The 24,925-nt window shown below is 57.0% G+C and carries 17 protein-coding genes and 1 tRNA gene; 2 read left to right on the top strand and 16 right to left on the bottom strand.

Going from position 1 to position 24,925, the window contains the following annotated elements; translation table 11 throughout:
- Positions 1-70: 70 nt before the first annotated feature.
- The 13 genes from FDP08_RS18530 to FDP08_RS18470 form a co-directional block, all read right to left on the bottom strand.
- Positions 71-2,677, bottom strand: coding sequence for a TRAP transporter permease (locus FDP08_RS18530; protein WP_137437763.1), 2,607 nt, complete (start codon positions 2,675-2,677; stop codon positions 71-73).
- A 76-nt stretch (positions 2,678-2,753) separates the two neighbouring features.
- Positions 2,754-3,737: a TAXI family TRAP transporter solute-binding subunit gene (locus tag FDP08_RS18525; protein ID WP_137437762.1), complete on the bottom strand. Its 984-nt coding sequence runs from the start codon at positions 3,735-3,737 to the stop codon at positions 2,754-2,756.
- A gap of 186 nt (positions 3,738-3,923) precedes the next feature.
- A complete protein-coding gene (locus FDP08_RS18520; protein ID WP_137437761.1) occupies positions 3,924-6,308 on the bottom strand; it encodes an efflux RND transporter permease subunit in 2,385 nt (794 codons plus the stop codon).
- A 46-nt stretch (positions 6,309-6,354) separates the two neighbouring features.
- Positions 6,355-7,503 carry a YCF48-related protein gene (locus FDP08_RS18515; RefSeq protein ID WP_228263386.1) on the bottom strand — a complete coding sequence of 383 codons (1,149 nt, stop codon included), beginning with the start codon at positions 7,501-7,503 and terminating at the stop codon, positions 6,355-6,357.
- A 154-nt stretch (positions 7,504-7,657) separates the two neighbouring features.
- On the bottom strand, positions 7,658-9,046 hold the full coding sequence (locus FDP08_RS18510; RefSeq protein ID WP_137437760.1) for a DUF1329 domain-containing protein: 1,389 nt from the start codon (positions 9,044-9,046) through the stop codon (positions 7,658-7,660).
- A gap of 184 nt (positions 9,047-9,230) precedes the next feature.
- Positions 9,231-11,879 (bottom strand): aminopeptidase N, encoded by a 2,649-nt coding sequence (gene pepN / locus FDP08_RS18505; RefSeq protein WP_137437759.1) that lies wholly within the window; start codon positions 11,877-11,879, stop codon positions 9,231-9,233.
- Positions 11,880-11,909: 30 nt separating this feature from the next.
- Positions 11,910-12,752: a DUF2797 domain-containing protein gene (locus tag FDP08_RS18500; protein WP_137437758.1), complete on the bottom strand. Its 843-nt coding sequence runs from the start codon at positions 12,750-12,752 to the stop codon at positions 11,910-11,912.
- Positions 12,749-13,048: a YeaC family protein gene (locus FDP08_RS18495; protein WP_137437757.1), complete on the bottom strand. Its 300-nt coding sequence runs from the start codon at positions 13,046-13,048 to the stop codon at positions 12,749-12,751. The genes FDP08_RS18500 and FDP08_RS18495 overlap by 4 nt, the downstream gene beginning before the upstream one ends.
- A 150-nt stretch (positions 13,049-13,198) precedes the next feature.
- Complete coding sequence (locus FDP08_RS18490; protein ID WP_137437756.1) at positions 13,199-14,074, bottom strand: rhomboid family intramembrane serine protease; 876 nt, start codon at positions 14,072-14,074, stop codon at positions 13,199-13,201.
- A gap of 3 nt (positions 14,075-14,077) precedes the next feature.
- Positions 14,078-15,091, bottom strand: a complete 1,014-nt coding sequence (locus FDP08_RS18485; RefSeq protein WP_137437755.1) for a metallophosphoesterase — start codon at positions 15,089-15,091, stop codon at positions 14,078-14,080.
- A gap of 4 nt (positions 15,092-15,095) precedes the next feature.
- A complete protein-coding gene (locus FDP08_RS18480) occupies positions 15,096-15,980 on the bottom strand; it encodes an NAD(+) kinase (protein ID WP_137437754.1) in 885 nt (294 codons plus the stop codon).
- 131 nt (positions 15,981-16,111) lie between these two features.
- A complete protein-coding gene (locus FDP08_RS18475; protein WP_137437753.1) occupies positions 16,112-17,362 on the bottom strand; it encodes a DNA repair protein in 1,251 nt (416 codons plus the stop codon).
- Between the two features lie 221 nt (positions 17,363-17,583).
- Positions 17,584-19,653, bottom strand: a complete 2,070-nt coding sequence (locus FDP08_RS18470) for an NADPH-dependent 2,4-dienoyl-CoA reductase (RefSeq protein WP_137437752.1) — start codon at positions 19,651-19,653, stop codon at positions 17,584-17,586.
- 120 nt (positions 19,654-19,773) lie between these two features.
- On the opposite strand from FDP08_RS18470, the gene FDP08_RS18465 reads away from it, so the two are divergent.
- The gene (locus FDP08_RS18465) at positions 19,774-20,844 is read left to right on the top strand and encodes an AraC family transcriptional regulator (protein ID WP_137437751.1); all 1,071 of its coding nucleotides are present in this window, start codon (positions 19,774-19,776) and stop codon (positions 20,842-20,844) included.
- Between the two features lie 206 nt (positions 20,845-21,050).
- Here the strand turns inward: FDP08_RS18465 and FDP08_RS18460 are convergent.
- Together FDP08_RS18460 and FDP08_RS18455 are read right to left on the bottom strand one after the other, a co-directional pair.
- Positions 21,051-21,127, bottom strand: a tRNA-Asp gene (locus FDP08_RS18460).
- 125 nt (positions 21,128-21,252) lie between these two features.
- Entirely contained in the window at positions 21,253-22,284 is a 1,032-nt protein-coding gene (locus FDP08_RS18455; protein ID WP_137437750.1) for an AraC family transcriptional regulator, read from the bottom strand.
- A 169-nt stretch (positions 22,285-22,453) separates the two neighbouring features.
- On the opposite strand from FDP08_RS18455, the gene FDP08_RS18450 reads away from it, so the two are divergent.
- The gene (locus tag FDP08_RS18450) at positions 22,454-23,329 is read left to right on the top strand and encodes a MaoC/PaaZ C-terminal domain-containing protein (protein ID WP_137437749.1); all 876 of its coding nucleotides are present in this window, start codon (positions 22,454-22,456) and stop codon (positions 23,327-23,329) included.
- A 4-nt stretch (positions 23,330-23,333) separates the two neighbouring features.
- Here the strand turns inward: FDP08_RS18450 and FDP08_RS18445 are convergent, their stop codons facing one another.
- The gene (locus tag FDP08_RS18445) at positions 23,334-24,923 is read right to left on the bottom strand and encodes an ATP-binding response regulator (protein ID WP_137437748.1); all 1,590 of its coding nucleotides are present in this window, start codon (positions 24,921-24,923) and stop codon (positions 23,334-23,336) included.
- Between the last annotated feature and the right edge of the window lie 2 nt (positions 24,924-24,925).

The following is a 24,925-nucleotide window of genomic DNA, read 5'->3' as shown; positions in this document are numbered from 1 at the left end:
AGGAGTTTAACAGAAAAAAGCCCGGCAGGTTAATGCCGGGCGTTGGTCATTTGTCTTTCCAGTTACGTCATCACGCGGGCTGGGCGCTACGGTCCTCGCGAGCCTTGCGCCGGAGCTGACCAAAGGCCACCACGCCAAGCAGGATCAGGGCCGGGATGAACATCAGCTCTTTCGGCGGCCTCTCCAGAGGCACCTGAACGACGTCGATCGTCCAGTCGAAATACAGGCCGACTTTTTGCGCCACGCTGTCGTAGGCGACAACGTCCACGACCATCTGGTCACCCTCCTGGCGCAGACCCAGGCCGGATTCCTGAAGTCGGGCTTCGGGGGTTTCACCCGCAGGCAGTGGGAGCTGCAGGAATGTCGACTTCTCGTCGCCATCCATGGTCATACCAGAGGCCTTGAGAACAATATCCCCACCTGCAGGAACCGTCTCGATGTACTCCATGATCTCGGTTCCGGGACGGTTCTCAACCGGGGGATAGACCATATCCCACCAGTAGCCCGGCCGGAACAGGGTAAAGGTAATCAGCAGCAGGCCCAGGGTTTCCCACCACCTGGTACGGGTGAACCAGAAGCCCTGTGTCGCAGCGGAGAACACCAGCATGGCGGTGACGGCACTGAATATCGTGACCAGCAGATCAAACCAGCCGGTCAGCCCGATCAATAACAACTGGGTGTTGAAAATGAACATGAACGGCAGGATGGCAGTACGGATATCGTAGGTGAAGCCCTGAACACCCGTTCGAATCGGGTCTGCCCCGGAAATCGCGGCGGCGGCGTAGGCCGCCAACCCCACCGGCGGCGTGTCGTCCGCCAATATCCCGAAGTAGAACACAAACAGGTGCACCGCGATAAGCGGCACAATCAGCCCATTCTGAGCCCCCAGCGTCACAATAACCGGCGCCATCAGGGTCGACACCACAATATAGTTTGCTGTGGTTGGCAGCCCCATGCCCAGGATAAGACTGATTATGGCGGTAAAAATCAGCATCAGCATCAGGTTGCCGCCCGAGAGAAACTCTACGAACTGGGCCATAACCAGGCCAACACCGGTAAGCGTAACGGTACCCACCACGATACCCGCAGTAGCGGTCGCCACACCAATGCCAATCATGTTCCTGGCGCCGGTTGCCAGTGAGCGCACGACGTCCACTCCGCCCTGCTTGAACGCTGTTCCGAGATTCCCCTGTTTGCGGAACAGATTCTTGAGCGGAACCTGGGTCACCACGATGAAGATCATCAGCATGGTCGCCCAGTAAGCCGAAAGCTGCGGTGAAAAACGTTCCACCGTGAGACACCAGATCAAGACCACCACGGGCAAAAGGTAGTACAGACCGGTTTTTACAGTGCGACCGAGTGGTGGCAACGTGTCCATCAAGTCGTCCGGATCATCTTCCTGCAAGTCCGGGAATCGGGCTGCGTACCCTACCAACCCGATGTAGATGGCCAGAAGAATGGGCCCCAGAACCCATGCCGCCGCGTCGCCGAATACCTCTTTGGTCCAACCAATGCCGTAATACACCGCCAGGGTCAGCACCGCCAGACCCAGAAGCAAAAACACCCAGGTCAGCATCCGCTGGGCAAGCGTAGGTTTGTTCAGCTGCTCCACGCCCTGCATGTTCAGTTTGCAGGCCTCAAGATGAACGATATAGACCAGGGCGATGTAGGAAATCATCGCGGGAAGGATCGCGTGCTTCATCACCTCCAGGTAAGAGATGCCAACATACTCCACCATCAGGAATGCCGCAGCGCCCATTACGGGTGGCGTCAGCTGACCATTGGTAGACGCAGCCACCTCTACCGCACCTGCCTTGGTGGCAGGAAATCCGACTCGTTTCATCAGCGGAATGGTAAAGGTGCCGGTGGTCACCACATTAGCAATGGAAGAGCCGGAGATAATCCCGCTCAGACCACTGGAAACCACGGCTGCCTTAGCCGGCCCCCCCTTCATGTGCCCCAGAGATGCATAGGCAACCTTTATGAAGTAGTTGCCTGCCCCGGCCCTCTCAAGCAAGGCACCAAAGAGCACAAACAGAAACACAAAGCTGGTGGAGACGCCGAGCGCCACACCAAACACACCCTCGGTCCCCAGCCACTGGTGAGAGGCAAGCTTTTCCAGACTGGCACCGGCATGGGAAATCACATCTGGCATGTAGGGGCCGGCGAGCGAATAGAAAATAAACACGCCAGCCACAATAGTAAGTGGCAAACCAAGGGCACGGCGCGTTGCTTCCAGCAGAAGCACCAGACCGGCCATTGCGATGATCAGGTCCTGCAGAATCGGTGCGCCAGGCCTTGTCGATAACTGGTCATAAAATAAATACAGATAGGCAGAGCAGAACGCCGCCAGGATCGCAAGAATCCAGTCATAAAAAGGCACTGCGTTGGAGTTTTCGCGCCGCCCCTTGAACATGGGGAAGGCAGCAAAAGCCAGGAAGGTCGCGAATGCCAGGTGTATCGAGCGTGCTTCTGTTGAGTTAAACACCCCAATCTCAAAAATGTAGGGCAGTGGTGAAGCAATCCACAATTGAAACAACGACCAGACCACGGGAATAATAAACAGTAGCACCGCCGCGTACCCGGTACCGGCTCGGCCGCCGGTTTCTGTCTGCAGGAACTGATCAACGGCTGATGTATCTGCGGAATCCCCGGATTTGGGATCTTTACCGGTCATAGGTATGTCCTGTGAAGGAAGGAAAGGAAACAACAACCGGGGCGGCACAGGCCGCCCCCGGTTGTTCGGTCACGTGTTACTCGATTAGACCGGCTTCCTTGTAGTACTTCTCGGCGCCTGGATGCAGAGGTGCACTCAGGGCGTCGGATGCCATTTCTTCCTTTTTCAGGACGCCGAACGCCGGATGCAGGCGCTTGAAGCTGTCAAAGTTTTCGAATACTGCACTGACCACTTCATACACCACTTTCTCCGAAACGTCTGTTGAGGACACGAATGTGGCAGCAACACCGAAGGTGGTGGTGTCATCGTCGCTTCCCCGATACATGCCGCCAGGGATGATGGCCTCCCGATAATACGGGTTCTCGTCGATTAGTTTTTTGGTCGCCTCGTTGTCCACAGTGACGATCACGCTGTCGCAGGAAGTTGTTGCTTCCTTGATGGCACCAGAAGGGTGACCAACGGTATAGAAGAAGGCGTCGATGTTGCCGTCACACAGGGCCTGGGATTGCTCAGCTGCCTTCAACTCGGCCGCCAGGGAGAACTTGTCCATGGTCCAGCCCATTTCATCCATCAGAACCTCGGCAGTAGCACGCTGTCCAGAACCCGGGTTACCAACGGATACCCGCTTACCTTCGAGGTCTTCAAAGGTCTTGATGCCGGAGCCCTTGCTGGCTACAACGGTAAACGGTTCAGGGTGAAGCGAAAATACGGCACGGAGCTTCTCATTCTTGCCGTCCTTTTCAAACTCACTGGTGCCGTTGTAGGCATGGTATTGCCAGTCAGACTGGGCAACCGCCAGATCCAGCTCGCCCTGTCGAATCGCGTTCAGGTTATAGACCGAGCCACCGGTGCTCTCTACCGAACAACGGATACCGTGTTCTTTACGGTCCATATTGACCAGCCGGCAAATCGCACCACCCGCCGGATAGTAAACCCCGGTTACACCACCTGTACCGATGGTGACGAATTGCTGCTCCTGGGCGCTTACTGCTGTAGAGGTCGCTCCGAAGCTGACTGCAGCTGCAACCGCGAGTGCGGAAAATTTCTGTTTCAGTGCCATGACTTTTCCCTTTTGTGTTCGTTATTGCTTTTTTTGGCCTGCGCATTCACACAGACTCTTTCCACGTTCGCCTTAAAACATAGACCAATTCTGGTCATAAATAAAGCCAGCATTAGCACGCTAACCACTTGAGCGAAAAACAAAAAAGCCCGCAGTGCGGGCTTTTCTGATCAGGCGTTTGCGAGTTTATTTGTTCGCGCGGGCCTTGGCAACCATACGGTCCGGGCGCAGCAGGAAGCGCGCCAGAGCCGGAAGCAGCCAGATGGAACCGACCATGTTCCAGATGAACATGAAGAACAACAGCAGCCCCATATCCGCCTGGAACTTGATGGGCGAGAAAATCCAGGTCACTACACCAATTCCCAGGGTGATACCTGTAAAGATTACGGCTTTACCGGTGGACCTCAGGGTCTCGAAATAGGCCTCCTGGAGCGTCTTACCCTCAAGCAGGAACTTCTCGAGCTTGCTGTAGATATAGATGCCATAGTCGACACCAATACCCACACCCAGCGCAATAACGGGCAAGGTCGCAACCTTGATGCCGATACCGGACACCGCCATGATGGCCTCAGCCAGAATGGATGTGAGCCCCAGCGGAATCAGAATACACAGTACCGCCCGGATTGACCGGAAAGTCAGCAGGCACAGTAACGCGACCACACCGTAGACGAACATCAGCATCATGTTCTTGGCACTTGAGATGACGTCGTTCGTTGCCGCTTCCACGCCGGCGTTACCGGCACCCAGCAGGAAGGTGTGTTCATCGTTATTGTTGTTGCTGGCAAACTCCTCCACGCGCTCCGTCACCGTCTTCAGCGTTTCCGCCTTGTGATCCTCAAGGAACACAAGCACTGGTGTCAGGTCACAGTTGGTGTTAATCAGACCTGCCGGGGCCTCACGAATGGATGCATTGATAATGGTCTGGTTGCGGGAAATTTCATACCACTTCCAGTTGCCTTCGTTAAGCGCCTTTGTAACAAGCTTGGATACATTCGCCAGCGAGGCGGAGGACTGGACACCCGGGGTGTTCTGCAGCTCCCACTGCAGCGTATCCATGGCACGGAGCGTGTTGTACTGGGTACACTGCTCTTCCTCGGTCTTCACCATCACCACCAGGACGTCGGCACTCGTCGAGTAGTTGTCGATGATGAAGGCGTTGTCCTTGTTATAACGGGAGTCGGCCCTTAATTCCGGAGCGCCCTGATCCAGGTCACCTACCTTCAGATCCTGCTTGTAGTAAAGACCAAGCCCAAGGCCGATCACGGCAATCAGCAGCGAGATCGGTGCCACACCGGGATGCGCAAAGTACGACATGATGCGCCATTTGCGATCCTGCTTTTCACCGTGGTTCTGTACGTGGCGAACCCCGCCTTTGGAAATGCCCAGGTAGGACATGATCAGTACGTGCAACACCAGGTTGGTCAGGATGACGAATGCCACACCAATACCGGCTGCAACCGCAAGATCCCGGATCACATCAATTTCAATGAAGATCAGCGTCAGGAAGCCGAAAGCATCAGAAATCAGAGCCAGCATGCCCGGAATGTAGAGGGCTCGGAAGGCCAGGCGGGCAGCGGTGACGGAATCAAACCCTTTCGCTGCTTCCACTGCCATGGCATTGACGATCTGAACGCCGTGACTGATACCAATGGCAAACACCAGGAACGGAACCAGTACCGAGTACGGATCCAGCCCATATCCCAGTAGGCGCAAGGTTCCCAACTGCAGGAAAACAGCAATGATGGAGGTAAACACCGGCACCAGTGTTCCGGTAATACAGCGGGAATAACCGTACAGCAGCAGCGTGGTCAGAATGATGGTAATGCCGGCAAACCATGCAATCGAGCCGATACCCTCAATCAGGTCGCCCACTTTTTTGGCGAAACCGACAATGTGAATATCAATGTTCGGATTCTGGGCCTCGTACTTGTTTCGGATCTTTTCTTCCAGCTGACGCGAGAACTCGCCGTAGTCCAGCGGCTCACCGGTTTCCGGGTTATTTTCGTAAAGCGGTGCGTAAACGATTGTGGACTTGAAGTTATCCGAAATCAGACGGCCGACTTCGTTCGACCTGAGTACGTTCTGGCGCAGCTGCTCCAGGCTGGCACGGGAACCATCGTAGTTATCCGGAATAACCGTACCACCCTGGAACCCCTGCTCAGTGACTTCCACCCAGCGAACGTTTGAGGTCCAAAGTGATTTCAGCCCGGAACGATCAACGCCGTTGAGGTAGAACACCTCATCGGTGATCTGCTTCAGGGTCTCCATGTATTCCTTGGTGAAGATATCGCCCTCTTCCACTTCCACGGCGATACGCACAAAGTTGCCCAGGTTCTCCAGGTCGTTCCGGTGCTCCAGCATGTTGACGATGTATGGATGCTCAAGCGGAATCATCCGCTCGAAACTGGCATCAGGCTGGATCTTTACGGCGTTGTAGCCAAGAAACAGTGTCAGGAAGAAAAATGCAATCAGGATAATGGCCCGATTGTTGAAGATCAGCCGCTCCAGAAACGGTTCTGCCTTCGGTGTAGTCAGGTAATGCTCGCCCTTGTCATGCTTCGGGTTCGACATTCAAAAGCCCCTCTCGTTTTCAATCTGTTGGTGCCGCATCAGGGCGTTATTGAAGATCTTTGCCGCGGGCGTCGGTATGCTTCACGCCACCCTCGCCCACGATCAGAAGATTGGTCCCGGAGAGCGGGACAACGTCCATTACGCCTTCCCGGTCATCCCTGGAATAGGGCCGAAAGGATTCGCCACCATTGGTGCTCATCAGTACCGTGCCGCCATTACCAACCAGGGTGATCCTGCCATCGTCCGCAACCACCCCGTTATTGAGGGTTGCACCGGCTTCGTTCGGAACCACTTTCCAGCTCTTGCCCAGATCGGTGGAGAGGAACATGTTACCGCGCAAGCCAAACGCCAGAATCTCATTGACCTGGCCCGTACCAATGACGCCAAACAGTGAGCCTTCATAGGGGCTTTCACGTTTTTCCCAGCTGTCGCCACTATCAACGGAGACGAAGATCTGACCGGCTTCGCCGACAATTACCAGCGCACCTCCGGTGATCTGAGTAATGCTGTTGAGGTGAAATCCAGTGGGATTTTCGATCCGGGGTGACCAGTCGCGCCAGGTTTCGCCGCCGTCTGTGGTTCGCAAAATCATGCCATAGGCGCCTACAACAAAACCGTGATTTTCGTTTTCAAACCAGACATCGAGAAACGGGTTTACCGGACCGATTTCGAGATCGGATTCCAGGTTTTCCATCGAGAAAAACAGATCATCCAGGGCCCACTCGAGATCTGCCTTTTCCTCTTCCGGAGCTTCCTCGATTTTCTGCTCCAGCTCTTCGATTTGCTCCTGGCGGCTTTCGATGGCCAGCTCCGCAGCACGAATACCGGTCAGCTGCAGCTCCCAGCTTTCACCCGCATTGTCAGAATGGAGAACCACACCGCTGTGCCCCACTGCCCAGCCGTGGGTATCGGTACCAAAGTCAACGCCGGTCAGGGTCGCGCGGACCGGAACCTCTGCCTGCACCCAGCTTTCACCCTGATCGTCGGAAAAAATGATATGACCACGCTCACCAGTCGCCACGATACGCTCTCCCGCCCGGTCAGCATCGGTGAGCAGATTCTCTGGCGCAAGTGTGGTGGGCCGGGAAGGGGTTTCGATGATATCTGCAAGCGCAAACACCGTGGGCGCGGACATTGCCATGGATAGTCCAAGACAGGCCGTTCCCAGAGTCTTGCACATCAACCTTGTAGCCATTCAGATCGCCTATATGTTGTGTTGAACTGTGTCTCTCTGATTTCACCGGTAATACCGGCCGATACTATGAATATACCGGTGGCCTCGCGGCCACCGGTATATTCGTCGCCATCCGTCTCTGGCGAAAATCATTTCCTGCCAACCAGTGCGGGCGTTAACGCACACTCCTGCGACGCAGGGACGCCGGAGAGAAATAGCGGCGGTTGGGCACATCGTTCGTAAACTTGCGGGTGGAAGGCTCTTCAGTATCGAGGCCCAGCACGTGATAACGACGTGCCTGGAGGTCATGATACACATCCAGAACGCTCCAAACGCCCGGCAGCTCATAATAGTTCTTGGCCAGGCCCATAGTCACGCGCCAGAGTTCGCCGCGACCATCATACTGGTCCAGCAGGAGGGTATTCCAGCTGTCAGCATCCACGTAGAACCTGCGCTTGCCGTAAATGTGGCGCTCGCCGTCTTTCAGGGTAGCTTCCACGACATGCACCCTGTGGAGTTCCCAACGCGTCAGATCCGGGTTGAGATGAGCGATACCCAGAATTTCCGAGTAAGGCGTGCCTTCTTCACCGATACGGTAGTTGTTGTAGGGCACGTAGATTTCACGCATTCCCTCGTAGTTCCAGTTATATCGGTCCAGTGCACCGTTAAAGATGTCGGTGTCATCAGCGGTGCGAAGGTTATCCGACGCCGCGATCGGCGAATCATAGCCCAGGTTTGGCGCGCGGCGAACACGACGCTGGCCGGCGTTGTAACCCCATCCGTTACGCGGATTGATGATCTGGTTCAGGGTTTCGTGAATCAGAATGGCACCACCGGCAAGACGCGGAGGAGACTGGGTGAACGACAGATAATAGAAAATGACGTTATCCAGTTCTTCTTCGCTGCCTTCCGGGTTGTAGTAATTGAAGAAGGCTTCCTGCTGGGAGGTAACCAGGGAATAATCCCCGTCAGTCTGCACTGCGACTTCACTGGATCGACGGGTTATGGAAACCCCGCGCCAGCGGGTCAGATGGTTCCAGATAACCTGCCACGCCTTTTCTTCGTTGTTGCCATGCAGAATCGGGAACGGATAACCGCCAAAGGCGCCGTCAATGCCCTCACCTTCACCAACAATCTCTGCCTCAACAGCATTCTCTTTGGTGTTTTCAGCAACCCAGTCCGGCACCGCGTGTGTACGTCTGGTCTTGTAGATCGGAATACGGAACGTGGTGGGATAGGTATCGAGCATGGCACGAAGCCCGTCCGTCAGGTACTCGTCGTACTGATCCATGTTTGACGCATTGATGGTAAACAGCACTTCATCATCAGGGAACGGGTTGATGTGGTGCTGTCCACTGCCTTCGTAACCCGCAGGTGCTTCAGTCAGCCCGCCGGTCCAAGGGGGGATGGTTCCAGCCTCATTACCGGCCTTTACGGAGCCGAACGGAGTCAGGTCCTGTCCGAGGCGAGCGGCTTCACTTGGGGAAACACCAGCACTGAGTGGCATGGCGAAGACAGAAAACGCAAACAAACTGCCCAGAATTACATTGTTTTTGTACTTCATTGTTTACCCTTAAACCTGTCTGAAAGCCTTGTATAAGGCTTTTCTTATTGTGTTGTCATGGATTATCGGCTTCTGACAGATTAGCCGATTGGCCAATATTGTCTATCGACCGAAAGTGCGATTTTGTATCCGCCTGCGACAGGTTTTGTAAAAGCCCAGACGAATACTGCCCCCTCGATTTCTTTTACTGGCCTGCAAGGCTCTTGTGGACCACCTCATAGACATCCCGTGACAGGCCGGCTTTGTCCCTGATGGACTCCAGCGCCGTCTTCATCTGCTCACCATGCACCGGTGCAAATTTGCGCCAGCGAGTCAGGGGAGACACCAGCCTGGCGGCAATTTGCGGATTGCTGTCGTCCAGACGGCGCACCTGCTCTTCCAGGAACCGATAGCCTGAGCCATCCTCGGCGTGGAATGCCGGCAGGTTCTGGCCTGCAAAAACGCCAACCACCGAGCGGATCTTGTTGGGATTTTTCCAGTCGAAGGCGGGGTGAGCCAACAGCTCGCGAATCGCGGGCAATCCGCCGGTGCGGCTGCTGCCAGCCTGAACGGCAAACCACTGCTCCACCACCTGTGGGTCGTCTTTCCACTGTTCATAGAAAGCCTTCAGGGTGCGTTCACGCTCCTGGTCATAACCGGAATTCACCAGTGCCCGCAACGCACCCATGCGGTCGGTCATGTTATCTGCGCTTTCAAACTGGCTTACCGCCAGGGCCCGACCTTCCTCATCGTCTGTGTGAAGCAGCCAGGCAAGCGCGGTATTCCGCAGGCTCCTGCGGGCAACGGCCTCTGGCGTTACCTCGTAGCGGCCCTCGACGGTGTTGCGCTGGTAACAGGCAAGCAGATCATCCCGCAGAGCGGTCGCAAGGTGCCCAAGCACCGTTTCGCGGGCCTGGTGGATGGCAGGCACATTGGGTTTGTCTGCCAGTTCGATCAGATAGGCTTCGGAGGGCAGCTGTAGCATTTTCGCAACCAGTGCCTGATCCAGGGAAGCATCAGTCAGCAGGCCGCGATAGGCGTCCGTCAATCCGGAGTCAACGGCTTCGCTACCGGCATTTCCCACAAGCGCGTTGATCACATCAACCGCCAGCCGCTGGCCTGCATCCCAGCGATTGAACCCGTCCGGGTCGTGGCTCATGAGAAATACCAACTGATCGCGTGTCCAGGGGTAGTAAACCCTGACCGGGGCCGAGAAATTTCTCAGCAGTGACGGAACCGGACGCTCCGGCACATCATGGAATTCAAAAGTGTGACTGACTTCTGTCAGCTCAAGCACCCGATCTGTTGGTGCATCGGTGTCACTGGCGCTCAGTTTCAGCGGCAGGGACTCACCGCCCGTTCCAAGAAGCCCGACAGCAAACGGGATATGCTGCGGCTTTTTGTTGGTCTGGCCCGGTGTGTCCGGAATGGCCTGAGCAATCGTCAGGCGATAGATCCCGGCCGCCTGATCATATTCGTCCTGAACTGTCAGCTCAGGCGTACCTGCCTGCTCATACCAGAGGCGGAACTGTGACAGGTCACGGCCACTGGCATCTTCCATGGCCCGGACAAAGTCGTCGGTCGTCACCGCCTGGCCGTCATGGCGCTCGAAGTAAAGATCACTGCCCTTGCGGAACATGTCGGGGCCAAGCAGCGTATGGATCATGCCAACCACTTCGCAACCCTTCTCATAGATGGTCAGGGTGTAGAAGTTGGTGATCTCCATGTAGGACTCGGGGCGTACCGGATGGGCCATGGGGCCTGAATCCTCGGCAAACTGGGCCGTGCGCAGCATGGTGGCATCTTCGATGCGTTTGACCGTAGGCGAGCCCATATCGGCCGAGAACTGGGAATCCCGAAATACGGTGAAACCTTCTTTCAGGCTCAGCTGAAACCAGTCGCGACAGGTAACCCGGTTGCCGGACCAGTTGTGGAAATACTCATGGGCAACGATGGACTCGATACGCTGGAAGGCCAGATCGGTTGCAGTTTCCTGGCTGGCAAGCACACAGGAGGAGTTGAAAATATTCAGCCCCTTGTTCTCCATGGCGCCCATGTTGAAATCGTCCACCGCCACGATCATGAAGATATCGAGATCGTATTCGCGGCCATACACCTCTTCATCCCAGCGCATGGAGCGCTTCAGCGAATCCATGGCGTGATCGCACTTCTCGGCATTGCGCGGCTCCACGTACATGCGCAGATCGATATCGCGACCGGACATGGTGTGAAAGCTGTCCCGTTTTTCCACCAGGTCACCGGCCACCAGGGCAAACAGGTAGCTGGGTTTCGGAAACGGATCTTCCCAGGTCACAAAGTGCCTGCCGTTTTCCAGATCGCCTTTATCCACATCGTTGCCGTTGGACAACAGAATGGGAAAGCTGGCCTTGTCCGCTTCAATGCGGGTGCGGAAGCGGGCCATCACATCCGGGCGATCCGGGAAGTAGGTAATGCAGCGGAAGCCTTCCGCCTCGCACTGGGTGCAGAACATGCCGGAAGATTGGTAGAGCCCTTCCAGGCGGGTGTTGTTCTGTGGTTCGAGCCAGGTGACCACACCAAGTTCGAAACGGTCGGGCACGTCGTGGATCACCAGTCTGTCGACACGATTCTCGTAGGCATCTTCTGCCAACGCACGACCGTCAAGACTCAGCGACTCCAGGGTGGTCAGGGCGTCGCCGTTCAGTTCCAGGCTTTTGTCCGCGCTGTCGCTGTCGGGGTTGCGGCGCATGGACAGGACACTGTGTACCCGTGCCCCGTCCTCAAACAGTTCAAAACGAAGGTCCACGTGGTCCACCAGAAAAACGGGGACGCGGTAATCCTTCAGGTAAATGGTCTGTGGCTGGCTGGTACGCATTCGCTATCTCCAGAATATGTTGGGTCTGTTTCAGTGATTCGGATAGACCCGGAAGCGGACTTCGTAACCGGTATACTTACGGATGTTGATCACGCCGGTGTCGAGGATGAGGTACTGGCCCTTGACCCCCTGCAGCACGCCTTCCGCTGTCGGTGATTTGTCCAGATTATGGGTTTTCACCTTCTGGGGCCACACCTGGACCGGATAACTCAAGGCAAGGCTGTCCTCCTCGACTGCCCGGATGGCGCTGTCGCCATAGGTGGCCCGCAGCGAGGCCAGATCCTCGGCTATCAGCCCCAGTATGCGGCGGCGTTCTTCCACAAGATTCAGCTCTGGCACCTGGCCCTTCAGCATCGCCTGCCAGTTTGTGCGATCTGCAACATGTTTCTTGCAGGCTACCTCAACAAATCCCGCCAGTTGACGGGTGGCGACCCTCACCATGGGAATGGCATCGACCGCCCCCTGATCAATCCAGCGCGTGGGCACTTGCGAACCGCGGGTAATACCGACTTTCAGGCCGGACGAGTTGGCCAGGTAAACCACATGCTCGATCATGCAGTGGGTTTCGCCCCACTCCGGCTCGCGGCAGGTGCCTTCATGATAGTGGCACTTTTCCGGACTCATGATGCAACTGTCACAGGCAGCCAGTTTACGAAAGCACGGATAACAATAACCCTGGCTGAAGCTCTTGTTGGTTTTACGGTCGCAGTGGATACAGCGTATCACGCCGTCAAAATCCAGCTGTAACGGATAACCTACCATCTCGTTCAGAGGAACCAGTGTATCCCCCACCCGGATGGTATAACGCACGGGGTTGCCCGGCTCTGCCGGCATTTTACGGAGGCGGCCGGTGACATCAACCAGTGCCGTCAAGACTTCACCTCGAAGAACTGATCCGCGTCTGCTGCGCCATTGGCAGAGCTTCCTGCCGTGCGTGCCACGCTGGGATCACAGGCAGTCCCGGCCTTTTTACCGCGATCAAGATACCCTACCCGCTCTTCCCTGGGGACCTGGTGGTGATCTTCGTAATAAATGACTGCCTCCATGCAGATTGAGCGCTGTTCGTCGCTCAGTTTGCGGCCGTCTGGCCATTTGCCCAGTTCCAGGGCGCGCTTGAGGTTCTGGTAGACCGCCGGATCCAGCCGCTTGATCAGCTCTTCGTATGTCATTTCACTCTCCAGTCACTATTCAATCGCTTTACAGCAAAAAAATGTGAGCAAACCCGTTGACAATAATAAACGATAATGATTATCATTAACTCACCAAATGACCGAGGTCGTGTTCATTTGGTCTCTCTCATCAGGAGCTGAATGCTCTTTTTATGCCCCGCGATTTCGCGGGGCTTTTTTTGGTGCCGGCAAAACCACCGCCAGCGCCAGGCCAGCCACAAAACCACCCAGATGAGCCTCGTTCGCCATGCGCCCCAACCCAAGAATTTCCGGAAAGGGCGTAAACCCTATGACCATCCAGACAACGGCAAATGTCACCAGCGCAGGAGGGAACTGGAACCTGGGCACACGCCGCTGACTGAGCCAACAATAGCCGAGAATGCCGTAGACCACGCCAGACAGCCCTCCGAACAACGGGCCGGAGACAATGTACTGCAACCCGTTGGACAGCAAACTGGTGACCAAAAACAGCACCAGTAACCGGACACGACCATCAAACCACTCGATCTGGCTACCCAGGAACCACAACATCACGGAGTTGAAGATGATGTGGGACCAGCTGAAATGCAGGAAATCCGGGGTAACCAGGCGCCAGACCTGACCACTCGCCAATGTCGACGACAGTGCCTGAGTGCGCTCAGCCAGGGAGCCGAAGTCGTAAAACCGGGGGTCCACAAACATCAGTAGGGTGGAGAGCTGATTCTGCCCCATGGCGGTCACCCAGGCTACCAGCAGCGCCAGCAGAATCATCCCCAGTACAATCGGCGCGTGGCGGGGCGATGGCTGCCAGCGCCCTCCCACAAACACCGGCGACCGTGCGGTGGTATTCACCGCCTGCTGAATCTCCGGGTCACTCAGAAAACGCTCGAGGGCCTGCAGAACCGGCTCTGTATGCTCCGGGTTCTCCAGCCACAACACCTGGTAGCCGCCCTCCTCGGTAATCCGGTGCCTAACCCCCTGTTCTTTCAGCCAATTACTGAACCCGGCCAGGTCTACTGTCGTATCAATCTGTTTGATCCGGTACACAGGCTACCTCGCCAAGCTGTCTTCACTGGTGGGATATTCCGGCTGCTCCGGGCGCTCCACATCCACCCACACAAACTTGTCACGGGAGAGTGTACGTTCGCCATCCAGCCGATAGGCCACCAGTTTGCCGTACTTGACGGCACTGAAGTCGATACAGGCAACGTTGTGCTTGAGCGGCGCCGGCTCGCCCTCCATCCAGTAATGGCCTACGAAGACCGGAGGGGCTGAGCTCGGATAGCTGATCAACTGACGGCGCTCGGCATCCGTCAGCTCACGACAGGCGACCTCTTCCGGCAAAGGGTCCGGCTGGAACACCACATCGGCGTAGGTTCTCGGGTTGTCCGCCCAGAACTTGGTGCGGAAAAACTCTCTGACATAACCATCCTTGCCGGTGATTTTCACCCCTGGCGGCAACCGCAGGTCAGTGCCGCGCAGGAGAGTGTCCATCACCTGGCCGGCGAAGGACTCAATAGCAGCGGAGGCATGGAGGAAGTCATCATCGATACAGGCCCCACCCTGACTTTCCTTGAATTTGTTGATCAGCTCGCTGTCCCAGCAGGCATGCACCGCGCGGAAGTCCGGCTCGTCGATAAACAGCGGGATGGTATAGAACCATTCGAGAAACTCGTTCCACTCGTGGGGGTGGTGCTCGAACTGCTCCAGGGTTTCACGGATCAGCCGGTCGTGACGGGCGTTATGCTCACGAAGAAATTTTCTGCCGCTGCCTGGCCGGGCACGGGTACAGTAACCGAGGGCATTGTACTCATGATTGCCCATCACAATACGGGCAGAGCCATGCTCTACCATGTCCCGCACCAGGTGCAGGGACTCACGAATGCGGGGCCCCCGGTCAATAATATCGCCGATGAAAATGGCCTGCCGCCGCGGATGCTCGTATACACCGTTTACCTTGCGATAACCCATCTGCTTCAGCAGTCGCTCCAGGGTATGCGCGCATCCGTGAATATCGCCGATAATGTCGTAGCCGCGGCTAGCGGATCTTGCCTGTCCTACCATGTTTTTAACTCGCTGAAATCTCACTGGCCCAGCCCAGCTTGTCCCGGCATGTGGCGTAAAAATTGTGGTCCGCGGGATGAATAAGGCGGATCTTGAAGGGCTTTTTGGTGATACGGATGATATCGCCCGGTGCGCAGGCAATGTTCATCTGCCCGTCGAAACTGATCTGCGGATAGGTTTCGTTGGTCTCACCAATCACCAGTTTGATCTCGCTCTTGCCGTCTACCACGATAGGCCGACTGCTCAGGGTGTGCGGAAACATGGGTACCAGCACAACCGCATCCAGCTTGGGGTGCATGATAGGCCCGCCCGCCGACAACGAATACGCCGTTGAGCCGGTAGGAGTGGACACAATAAGCCCGTCCGAACGCTGGCTGTATACGAAATGTCCGTCAATATACAGATCGAACCCGATCATCCGGGTGGATTTGCCGGGATGGAGCACCACGTCATTCAGGGCGGTTCCAAAGCCGAGGGGCTGGCCATTACGCTCGACATGCCCGTCCAGAAGAAAACGCGTCTCTTCGATGTACTCGCCCTGGAGTACCTTGCCCAGCCGCTCTTCCAGATCGGACGGCGATATGTCGGTCAGAAAGCCGAGGCGGCCACGGTTCACCCCCAACAGTGGAATCTTCGATTTTGCCAGTTCCCGGGCTGCACCGAGCAGGCTACCGTCGCCGCCAACCACAATCACCAGATCACAGATTTCCCCAAGGAGCTTTTTGCTTGCCACCTGCAGGCCATGGCCCGGCAACATACTGGCCGTGTCTTCTTCGATGATCACGTGGTAGTGATTATTCGTCAGGTACTGTTTGAGCTGACGCAGCGACTCGACCACCTTGACACTGCCCATGCGGCCAATCACGCCAATGTTTCTGAATTGATCCATGTAGCTTCCTGTGGATATCTGTATGGGCCGGGATTGATCTCGCTGGTCTCCCGGAAACGTCTGGGAGACCATAGTAACGAAATACGGCCAGATTCTGAAAAAAGATCCCGTTCAGGGCAGGTAATGCGGCGTTAATTCTCAGCCTGCGGCTGGTGCTTTTCACAGCGATCATCGATTCCCGCCCGGAAGTCGGCGGGCTGGCTGACCCTCATTACCGGTTCGTCACAGGGGGTTCCGTCATCATCCTGATGGTGGCAGACGGGTTTTTCGTAATGCTCCAGCCACTGCTTGTAGGCAGGTTCATTCAGACCACAACGTTCCGCGGCATAGGCCACCGGGTTGCGGAAATAGGTTTCGATATCATTATACGGCAGAGTGATATGCCCAACCCCGGGGTGGTAGGCCACCAGAAATACCGACTGGTTCTGCAAGTGCTCCATGACCGAATTTTCGGTGGGTGTCTGGTGACGTAGGTCGTGATTTTCCTGCTCGAGCGCCACAATTTTCTCGTCCCGGATTTCCAGTTCCCGCTGGCGACGTTCCAATTGCTCCCGTAATAACACAACCTCTGCATCGGACGTGGCATCCTCACGCTGCTTGCGCTCATCACCGCCAGCAATCTGCTCCTGCATCGACAAATACTGTTCATTGCGCTCGGCCAGACGCTTTTTCAGCTGCTCACTGCTGAGTTTCTGGCGTTCGAACTTCTGCTGAAGCTCAGCCATTTCGTTACGTAATGCCTGCATCTCATGGCGATTTTCCCGCTGAATGTCAGACAGGGCATCCCGGTGAACGCTTTGCAGGGTCTTGATGCGAAGCCGTTGCTCACGGATAACCTGGGCCAGGCGTGCGCGGTCATTAAGCGCCTCCGTGTCTTCCGCGGAGCGGGCGTCCTCACCCAGCACGGGAATGTCTTCCTCGGCCGCTGGCTCCACTTTCCGCAGCTTCAGGCTATTGGCTTCCAGGGCGCGGCGAATGGCCTGAAAATGGTTACTTCCCGGCGTCATGTCCGGATCCCAGAGTTCCTCCGCATTAGCGGACTTGGGGCACTGACTGCGGCATACCAGGCGAATCGGGCCGGCACCCATATCAGGACCCTTGGCCCCCTTTTTCGCCAGCTTCTCTACCGGCAGGTTCCAGTTGCTGTCAGCCCGGCCCTCCTCATCGAAATAGATGCGGAAAAACACCAGAGAGCGCACCAGAAGGTCCTTGCCCAGGAGCACGTACACCGCCTTGACGTCGGTATCCGCCAGGTCAGACAGCCCTACGTAGCCATCCAGAAAGGCACCGAACTCCGACGCACGCATCTGCCGCGACACATTGCTGCCATCCATGAAAAATACCGCCGAATAACCATCATTTGCCTGGTCGGCAGACCCCATTGCAGACTCCCCGCTCTCCGAAAACCTGACAGCAACACGGTGAACGCCACCAGGGCGTTCCGTTTTACCATCAGATACCAAAAACCGGCCACGCACGGTCAGTACGGGGCCGGTTTCAAACTGACAGACTTCCGGATAATAGTCTAGCGGCTCAATACCCGCTGGACAGGGGAAAACTGCAACGTTTTGTGATCATGGGGCATGAACCGCGGTTCTGGCTGTCAGAGCTCGGCTGCCAGGCGACTACCCTGGTCAATAGCGCGCTTGGCGTCCAGCTCCGCGGCCACATCGGCGCCACCGATCAAATGAACCTGCACGCCCGCCGCTTCCAGACCGCCCTGCAACTCACGCAGCGGCTCCTGACCGGCACAGATCACGATGGTATCTACTGGTAACACCCGGTCTTCGCCCTGCTCTGCCCCTTTCGGGGTCACGGTGATATGCAGCCCCTCGTCGTCAATCTTGCGGTAGCTGACCCCCGGCACCATCTGGACCTGGCGATTTTTCAGGGAGGTACGGTGGATCCAGCCGGTGGTCTTGCCCAGGTTCTTGCCAACCTTGGAGGTCTTGCGTTGCAGCAGATACACCTCACGGGCCGGCTCCGGCACCTCGGGCTCCATGCCCTGGATACCCCCGCGATGCTCAACGCTCAGGTCCACGCCCCATTCCCGCATGAAGTGCTCCGGATCCAGCGCCGCGGACGACCCCTTGTGAACGATAAACTCAGAGACATCGAAGCCGATCCCGCCGGCGCCAATCACCGCCACCTTCTGACCTACCGGCTTCCGCCCCAACAGGGCATCCAGGTAACCGATCACCTTGGGGTGATCCACACCCTCAATGTCAGGCGTGCGAGGACTGACACCGCTGGCCAGGACCACGTGATCAAATCCGCCAGCCTTCAGGTCCTCCACATCTACACGGGTATTCAGGCGAACATCCACTCCGTGCTTGTCCAGCATCACCCGGTAATAACGCAGGGTTTCATAGAACTCTTCCTTGCCCGGAATCAGCTTGGCCACATTGAACTGCCCACCCACTTCGCTGCCGGCATCAAACAGTGTGACCTTGTGGCCGCGCTCTGCCGCTACGGTGGCAAACGCCAGCCCGGCAGGGCCGGCACCCACAACGGCGATGGTTTTGGGCGTCGCCGTTTTAACGTAGGTAAGCTCGGTTTCATGGCAGGCACGAGGGTTAACCAGGCACGAGGTCAGCTTGCCGCTGAAGGTGTGGTCCAGACAGGCCTGGTTACAGCCGATGCAGGTATTGATCTCGTCGGCACGGTCCTGTGCTGCCTTGAGCACCAGATCCGCATCCGCCAGGAACGGCCTCGCCATGGAGACCATGTCGGCGTCGCCTTCCGCGAGGATTTTCTCGGCCACCTCCGGCATGTTGATGCGGTTGGTGGTCACCAGGGGAATACTGACTTCATCTTTCAGGCGAGCCGTGACCTTGGTGAAGGCGCCCCGGGGAACCGACGTCGCGATGGTCGGCACCCGGGCTTCGTGCCAGCCAATGCCGGTATTGATGATGGTAGCACCGGCCTTTTCAATTTCCTTGGCCAGCTGCACCACCTCTTCCCAGGTACTGCCGTCCTCGATGAGGTCCAGCATCGACAGGCGATAGATCAGGATGAAATCGCTGCCGACACGCTCACGAACCCGACGAACAACCTCAATGGGCAGACGAATACGGTTTTCGTAACTGCCGCCCCACCGGTCGGTGCGGTGGTTGGTGTGAGCCACAATGAACTGGTTGATGAAGTAGCCTTCGGAGCCCATGATCTCCACACCGTCGTACCCGGCTTCCCTGGCCAGAGCGGCACAATTCACGTAGTCCTCGATTTGTTTCTCGATACCCGCCTCGTCCAGTGCCTTCGGCTTCAACGGGTTGATGGGCGCCTGTATAGCGGAGGGTGCCACCAGTTCCGGATGATAGGCATAGCGGCCGGCATGAAGAATCTGCATACAGATTTTTCCCTCGGCCTCATGCACCGCATGGGTGATCACCTTATGTCTTTCCGCTTCTTCCGGGGTGCTCATCTTGGCCGCGTGCTGAAATACGGCGCCCTCCAGGTTGGGAGAAATACCACCGGTCACAATCAGGCCGGCGCCGCCACGGGCGCGTTCGGCATAGAAGGCTGCAAGCCGCTCAAAGCCGTTCTTTGCTTCTTCCAGGCCGGTATGCATGGAGCCCATCAGGGTACGGTTACGAAGGCGGGTAAACCCCAGGTCCAGTGGCTCCAGCAGGTTGGGGTAGCGCGCAACGCCTGGTGATGATGATGCTGTCATGGTCTCTCTCCTGTTATCGGAACGGCGGTGCCGAATCATGGGCTCTAAAGTAGTCTCCGCACTTGAAGCAGACAATATCCCTGAAGCACAATCTGATATCCTGAGATAACTTGTAAGACAATGCTGAAAACCATGCCCACCATCACCAGACACAAGAATCCCCTCGGTGACATCAGCGTGCTGTATGTTGCTGTCATGGCGCGAGCCATCCGTGCGGAGGGCGCAGACCCCACAGACCTGCTCGGTCGTTTCGGGCTGGATAAACAGGCCCTTAGGGAACCGGAGGCCCGCATCAGCATTCCTCGCTTCATGCGAATGGGCCAGGCCGCCATTGGCCTCACCGGCAACCCGGCGCTGGGCCTGACGATGGGGCAACTGTCACGACCAGTCGACGCTGGCGTTGCCGGGCTGGCCGCCCAATGTGCGCCGACAGCCGGCGAAGCCATCAACACCCTGATTCACTACGCCCTGCTGACCAGCCGCAATAGCCGGGGGACCCCATGGACAGCCGATGGTGGGAGGGAAGCGCACTTCTACTCGATCAAGCCCTACAACGTCTTCAACTTTTTCGTGGTGGACTCCGTTCTGGCAGCCTGGACGCAATTTCTGAGAATCATTACCGGCCAGAACAAGGTCATAGAACGGGTGACCATTGAATACCCTTCCCAGGACCAGGACGACGTGTTCGAGCGGTGGTTCGGATGCCCGGTGAGGTTTGGCGCGGAGGGCAACAGTCTGAGACTGGCCCCGGGCATCAGGGAAGCGGCCTCGTTGCAGGCGCAGGCGGCGATGTATGAGAAACTGTCGGGACAATGCTACCGCGACCTTTTGCGAATCCGTGCCGGCTGGAGTACCGGGGACCGCGTGAAGGACCTGCTACCGCCCCTGCTGCAGGGAGACACCCCTACCCTGCCAGCAGTTGCGGAAAAGCTGGGCGTGGCGCCCTGGACGCTGCAGAGGCAACTCGCAGACGAACAGACAGGTTTCCGGGAACTGGTGGACGAAACCCGCCGGGAACTGGCGCTGGAGTACATCCGGGAAACACGGGCATCACTATCGGAGATAGCCTGGCTATTGGGGTTTTCCAATCCGGCGGCTTTTCACAAGGCCTGGCGTCGCTGGTTCGAAACCAGCCCGGGGGAACACAGAAAAAAATACCTGGCGGAGCAGGCCGCGAAAGGAATCCGCTAGGCGTTGCAGCCGTGACTACATTTCGGTGGCGTCATCCAGGGAATCTTCGTCATCATAATCTTCAAACTGACGCTCCATGAGTTCTTCTTCGTAATCGGACATCGTTCATCTCCTTTGAATCAATAAGGAAGACGATAGCATGCAACTGTTACGTGGAGATGAACCAGGAATGACAATGGATAAATGTAGTGCAGGGAGGGGGAAAATGGCGGAGCGGACGGGACTCGAACCCGCGACCCCCGGCGTGACAGGCCGGTATTCTAACCAGCTGAACTACCGCTCCGCGTGAGCCGCCACCTCAGGCGCAATCAAGGGTGTGATTGCTCGGTGACAACGAGGGCGCATTATAAAGAGGCGGCCCCGCATGTCAACGTTTTTCATGAAAAAAATCGGATTACGTCGGCGCCATTACATGGCATCAACCATGACGTCCTTTCCCTGTGCGGTTTTGCGGTATTCAATGGGGGTCATTCCCGACCAGCGCTTGAACGCACGGTAAAAGGTGCTGGGTTCCGAGAAGCCCGTGAGGTACACGATCTCATCAATGGACTCATCGGTGGTTGCCAACAGCTGTCGCGCCAGGCGATAACGGAAATCCGCCAACACCTGGTTGAAACTGGTTTCTGCTTCGGTCAAGCGGGTTCGTAAGGTCCGAGGCTTGATGGCCAGGCGTTCGGCCACCGCATCCAGGGTGACTTCCCCGCTGTCCAGCAGCTCTGCCACAATCCGTTCCACCTGGCCAACAATGTCCTTTTTCTCAAGGCGAGCGACCTGTTCGCTGGCAAACCGCTCATGGAGATCCAGCAGTTCCGGTTCCGCATGGGGTGACGCGTGGGACAACAGGGACGCCGGAAAATACAGCCGGTTCTCCTCCGCGCCAAACACGACATCGCACCCCAGCACCTCGCTCGCGTGGGCTTTGCCGTGGTCGCGCTCATGTTCGAACTCAATCCGGGAAGGATAGAACTGGTCGTCAGTGATGGATTTGAAAAAGGTAATCAGACCCTGGACAAAGCACTCATTGAAATGCCGCAGGCGGCTGACCTCATCTGAGGCTGCATCCAGCACCATGCAGGCCTCATCCCCCTCAATAAAGAAATCGGTATTGGCCGCATCGCTCAATAGCCGCTGGTAGTTCTGCGCCCGCCGCAGGCCCTCACCAAAAGTGGGGCTGCTGAGAAACAGGTACTCCAGCACCTGCCCTTTGTAAGCCGGCAGAAGCGGGCCAAGGTGAAGGCCGGCGTCCGGATCGCCAGAGACATCCTCAACCACCTGCCAGAAATAAAGCTGGGCGCTGTGGGGCGTTCTCAGTTGTTCGGTGTAGACATAGGCTTCATCCACCCCCAGTCGGGCAAATATGGCATCGGTATCAATCCCTTTGCGTTTCATGGCCTGGTAAATCAGACGCAACATCACACCCGCATCGCGAAGTTCCTGCATAGTGTCCCGCTTTATAGTTGTTTATTAATTGGCTTGACCGGCCGGACAGCCTTGCCGGCGAGCAAGGTCAATGCCCATACTGCCCAGGTTTGCAAGACTCTGAAACCTAAGTCTTATATTAGAGCATATCAGGCCATAGACGCACAGGTGTGCCAGGAGAGTTAAGAATATGACAGATACTGTAATCTATCGTAATCACCCGCCCGGCCTATGGTCGCTTTACAGCAAAGCGCTGCTCCCGAAAGAGAAGCCCTCCGGTGGTGACATCCGTATTCCCGGATTGTCCGCCAAGCTGATTGGCGTCAGTACGGCCAACGATAACCTGAAACGCTACCAGAAAGTATGCGGATTCGGTACACAAACAACGGTACCCATCACCTGGCCCCACATCCTGGCTTTTCCGCTGCACCTGATGCTGCTGACGGAGAAAGCGTTCCCCCTGCCACTGCTGGGCCTTGTCCACCTGCGCAACCACATCACCCAGCATCGCCCTGTCGGTGCCGGCGAAAGCCTGGACATCACCGTGAGACTTGACGGCCAGAACAACACCCAGAAGGGACTGGAATTCGACCTGGTCACCGAGGCCTGGTCAGTTGGCCGTCTGGTGTGGGAAGAAACCAGCACCAACCTGTTCCGGCAACCGGACAAAGGCGGCAATAAATCGGGCGGCAAACCACCCGAATTACCCCGCTACCCGGAGACAACCGAGATCAGCGCCCCGGAATCCATTGGCCGGCAATACGCCAGCGTGTCCGGGGACAGGAACCCGATACACCTGCATGCGCTGACGGCGAAAGCGTTCGGCTTCCCCCGGGCCATCGCCCACGGAATGTGGAGCAAGGCCCGGGTACTGGCAGTGCTGGAACAGCAGAGTGGCTGGCGGCAGGAGGCGGTATCGGTATCCTGCCAGTTCAAAAAGCCGCTGTTTCTGCCAGGAACGGCACAGCTGAACTGGCAGACGGGAGAGTCTGGCTGGGATTATCAGTTGCTGAACGCATCAGGAGCCGCCCCTCACCTGAGCGGCGAGGTTCGTTGGGGAAGCTGAGGGGTTAAACCGCCGACCCTGAAGAGTCGGCGTCAGGCGCACAGGCGGTGCCATCGGAACCTGCCACGGGCAGGGTGAAATAGAAGCAGGCACCGCCATGCTCCGGGCGTTCAAATCCGATATCGCCACCCTGGGCCTGGATCAGGGAGCGGCACATAGGCAGGCCGATCCCCATGCCTTCCTCCTTGGTGGTGTAGAACGGCAGAAACAGTTTTTCTTCGGCATCATCCGGCAAACCCACGCCGTGATCGGTCACTGTGACCCTCACGCAGCGCCTGCCCGACATGGTCACTGCCACTTCCACAGGTGCCGAAAAACCGGCACTGCGGGTTGACTCCAGGGCGTTGCGGATCAGATTCAGTGCTACCTGCTGAACCTGAACCGGGTCCGCCAGCACCTCGGGAACATTATCCGCCACCGAGATTTCGACGCCGCCTTCATTGTTACGAATATCCACTTCCGCGAACTGGCGGGTATCCTCAAGCAGCGCTGAGATGGAAAGCACGTCCTTTCCCGCCGCCGGTTTCTTCATGAACCGGCGAATCCGCCGAATCACTTCACTGGCGCGGTGTGACTGGGCTTCAATCTTTTCCAGGGTCTCTTCAAGCAACTGGTGATCCGGCTCTTCTTTAGCCAGCACGCGCCGGGCAACACGGGCATAGTTGGTGATGGCGGTCAGCGGCTGGTTCACTTCGTGGGCCACGCCCGCGGCCATTTCTCCCATGGTGGTCAGGCGTGAAAAGTGGGCGATCTGCTCCCGCTGTTCCTGCACCATGTTACGGGCGTTCTCGAGCGCCTGCTCGCTCTCAAGCTCGGCGGTGATGTCCCGGAATACCACTACGGCCCCGTGCAGTTCCTCCCCGTCGAGTTTGGGCGTGGAGCGATACTCCACTGGAAACGCAGTGCCATCCGCCCGCAGCATTTCAATATCCCGCTGATTTTCCGCAATACCCTGGCTGCACGTGGCATAAACCGGGAGCGACTCGCGTCCCTGGCCGGCAGTGCGGAAATGGAGATCAAAAAAATTCTGGCCAATCAATTCCTCAGCAGAGCTACCCATGGTCACGGCAGCGGCGGGATTGGCGAACACGATGACACCGGTAGCGTCCAGGCCGTAGATGCCTTCGCTGATGGAGTTCAGTATGCGAGCCTGGTCGTTCTCGAGCTGGCGATTGCGGGCCTGAAGCTCCCGCTCCAGGCGGATGACCCGGGCATGGGTCTTCACCCTGGCAATCACTTCCTGGGCCTGGAAAGGCTTGGAAATATAGTCTGCGCCACCGAGGGAAAAACCACGTACCTTGGCCTGGAGATCGTCCAGGGCGGAGAGAAATACAACGGCACTGTCTGAGGTAACCGGGTCGGCCTTCAGGCGCTCACATACCTGATAGCCGTCCAGTTCGGGCATCATGATGTCCAGCAGGATAACTTCAGGCTGGTGACGATGGGCGAGATCCAGTGCCTTTTCACCATCGTTGGCAATCAACAGGCGGTAGCCCTTGTCTTTCAGGGTTTCATAGAGCACTTTCAGGTTTTGCGGGTTGTCGTCAACAAGCAGAACCGTTACGTCTGTTGTCTCCAGGACAGCATCTGTCATAT

Origin of the sequence: Marinobacter panjinensis (genome assembly GCF_005298175.1) — a bacterium.
Taxonomy (GTDB): Bacteria; Pseudomonadota; Gammaproteobacteria; order Pseudomonadales; family Oleiphilaceae; genus Marinobacter; species Marinobacter panjinensis.
The sequence above is the reverse complement of the archived record's forward strand: the minus strand, read 5'-3'. Positions and strand labels throughout refer to the sequence as shown.

Excerpts from the sequence above, each read along its gene's own strand:
- FDP08_RS18480 (WP_137437754.1), bottom strand. The coding sequence starts at position 15,980 with ATGGATCAATTCAGAAACATTGGCGTGATTGGCCGCATGGGCAGTGTC.
- FDP08_RS18475 (WP_137437753.1), bottom strand. The coding sequence starts at position 17,362 with ATGGGGTCTGCCGACCAGGCAAATGATGGTTATTCGGCGGTATTTTTC.
- FDP08_RS18450 (WP_137437749.1), top strand. The coding sequence starts at position 22,454 with ATGACAGATACTGTAATCTATCGTAATCACCCGCCCGGCCTATGGTCG.
- FDP08_RS18525 (WP_137437762.1), bottom strand. The coding sequence starts at position 3,737 with ATGGCACTGAAACAGAAATTTTCCGCACTCGCGGTTGCAGCTGCAGTC.
- FDP08_RS18445 (WP_137437748.1), bottom strand. The coding sequence starts at position 24,923 with ATGACAGATGCTGTCCTGGAGACAACAGACGTAACGGTTCTGCTTGTT.
- FDP08_RS18515 (WP_228263386.1), bottom strand. The coding sequence starts at position 7,503 with ATGGCTACAAGGTTGATGTGCAAGACTCTGGGAACGGCCTGTCTTGGA.
- FDP08_RS18485 (WP_137437755.1), bottom strand. The coding sequence starts at position 15,091 with ATGGTAGGACAGGCAAGATCCGCTAGCCGCGGCTACGACATTATCGGC.
- FDP08_RS18465 (WP_137437751.1), top strand. The coding sequence starts at position 19,774 with ATGCTGAAAACCATGCCCACCATCACCAGACACAAGAATCCCCTCGGT.
- pepN (WP_137437759.1), bottom strand. The coding sequence starts at position 11,879 with ATGCGTACCAGCCAGCCACAGACCATTTACCTGAAGGATTACCGCGTC.
- FDP08_RS18530 (WP_137437763.1), bottom strand. The coding sequence starts at position 2,677 with ATGACCGGTAAAGATCCCAAATCCGGGGATTCCGCAGATACATCAGCC.
- FDP08_RS18470 (WP_137437752.1), bottom strand. The coding sequence starts at position 19,653 with ATGACAGCATCATCATCACCAGGCGTTGCGCGCTACCCCAACCTGCTG.
- FDP08_RS18495 (WP_137437757.1), bottom strand. The coding sequence starts at position 13,048 with ATGACATACGAAGAGCTGATCAAGCGGCTGGATCCGGCGGTCTACCAG.
- FDP08_RS18510 (WP_137437760.1), bottom strand. The coding sequence starts at position 9,046 with ATGAAGTACAAAAACAATGTAATTCTGGGCAGTTTGTTTGCGTTTTCT.
- FDP08_RS18455 (WP_137437750.1), bottom strand. The coding sequence starts at position 22,284 with ATGCAGGAACTTCGCGATGCGGGTGTGATGTTGCGTCTGATTTACCAG.
- FDP08_RS18520 (WP_137437761.1), bottom strand. The coding sequence starts at position 6,308 with ATGTCGAACCCGAAGCATGACAAGGGCGAGCATTACCTGACTACACCG.